Below are 1,663 nucleotides of genomic sequence, written 5' to 3' on the forward strand. Positions count from 1 at the left end.
GGCAGAACCTGCCGCACGCCCCCGGCGTGCCGGCGCGAGACGGAGCCGCCTCGCGCAGGTGCGATCAGACGTCGGAGTGGCTGCCGACCTGGTGCACGAGGATCGAGTTCGTCGTGCCGGGCACGCCCACCGGGGCGCCGGAGACGATCACGACGCGGTCGCCGGGCTCGGCGAGCCCGTTGGCGCGCAGCGTGGAGTCCACCTGGCCGACCATCGCGTCGACGCTGTCGACCTTCGGCACCTGGTAGGTGGTGGTGCCCCAGGTGAGCGCGAGGACGTTGCGCACGCTCTCCTCCGGCGTGAAGGCCAGCAGCGGGATGCCCGAGCGCAGGCGCGACATGCGCTTGGCCGAGTCGCCCGACTGCGTGAACGTCACGAGGTACTTGACCCCGAGCGTCTCGCCGATCTCGGCGGCCGCACGGGTGATGACGCCGCCGCGGGTGTGCGGCGAGGAGCCCAGGGGGGCGATGCGCTCGCGACCCATCTCCTCGGTCGCCTCGATGATCCGGGCCATCGTCTGGACCGTGATGATCGGGTAGTCGCCCACGCTGGTCTCGCCCGAGAGCATGACCGCGTCGGCGCCGTCGAGCACCGCGTTGGCACAGTCGGAGGCCTCGGCGCGCGTCGGCGTCGGGCTCGTGGTCATCGACTCCAGCACCTGCGTGGCGACGATGACGGGCTTCGCGTTGCGGCGGGCCAGCTCGACGATGCGCTTCTGCACCAGCGGGACCTGCTCCAGCGGCATCTCCACGGCGAGGTCGCCGCGCGCCACCATGAAGCCGTCGAAGGCCGCGACGACCTCCTCCAGGTTCTCCACCGCCTGCGGCTTCTCGATCTTGGCGACGACGGGGACCGTGCGGCCCTCCTCCGCCATGATCGCCGCGACGTCGTCGTAGTCCTTGGCGGACCGCACGAACGACAGCGCGATGATGTCCGCGCCCATGCGCAGCGCCCAGCGCAGGTCGTCGGTGTCCTTCTCCGACAGCGCCGGCACGGAGACCGCGACGCCGGGGAGGTTGATGCCCTTGTTGTTCGAGACCGGGCCGGCGACCTCGACGGTCGTGACGACGCGCGGGCCCTCGACGGCGGTGACGCGCACGCGCACCTTGCCGTCGTCGATGAGGAGCGGGTCGCCGACGCGGGCGTCGCCCGCCAGACCCTTGTGGGTCGTCGAGACGAGCTCCTTGGTGCCCTCCACGTCCTCGGTGGTGATGGTGAACGTGTCACCCTCGTTGAGGTAGTGCTTCTGGTCGCCCGCGAACCGGCCGAGCCGGATCTTCGGGCCCTGGAGGTCGACGAGGACTGCGACGTTGCGGCCGGACTCCTTCGCCGCCTCTCGGACACCGTGGTAGACGGCCTCGTGCTCCGCCTGCTCTCCGTGGCTCCGGTTGATCCGGGCCACGTCCATGCCCGCGTCGACCAGCTCACGGAGCTTGGTCGGGGACGCCGTCGCGGGTCCGATGGTGCACACGATCTTCGCTCTGCGCATGTCTCCAGCCTCGTCGTCGATCCGCCCCGGCGCGAGCCGGGGCGGGGCCCGGGGGCCCGAACCGCCCCCGGGGTAAGCTTCGGCGGTGTTGTTATTTTCCACGCAGCGCGGCCCGCCGCCGGCCCACCGGCGCGGGGCGCACCGGGAGGGCCCGCCGGGGAGCAGGGGGGTTTA

Annotated in this window: 1 protein-coding gene; it reads right to left on the reverse strand. The window is 71.9% G+C overall.

Annotation, left to right across the window (positions count from 1 at the left end; all coding sequences use genetic code 11):
* Positions 1-64: 64 nt before the first annotated feature.
* A complete protein-coding gene (pyk, locus tag ACFWEK_RS21470; RefSeq protein ID WP_429763383.1) occupies positions 65-1,489 on the reverse strand; it encodes a pyruvate kinase in 1,425 nt (474 codons plus the stop codon).
* Positions 1,490-1,663: the final 174 nt, after the last annotated feature.

Origin of the sequence: Isoptericola sp. NPDC060257, assembly GCF_042726645.1 — a bacterium.
GTDB classification, from domain to species: domain Bacteria; phylum Actinomycetota; class Actinomycetes; order Actinomycetales; family Cellulomonadaceae; genus Isoptericola; species Isoptericola nanjingensis.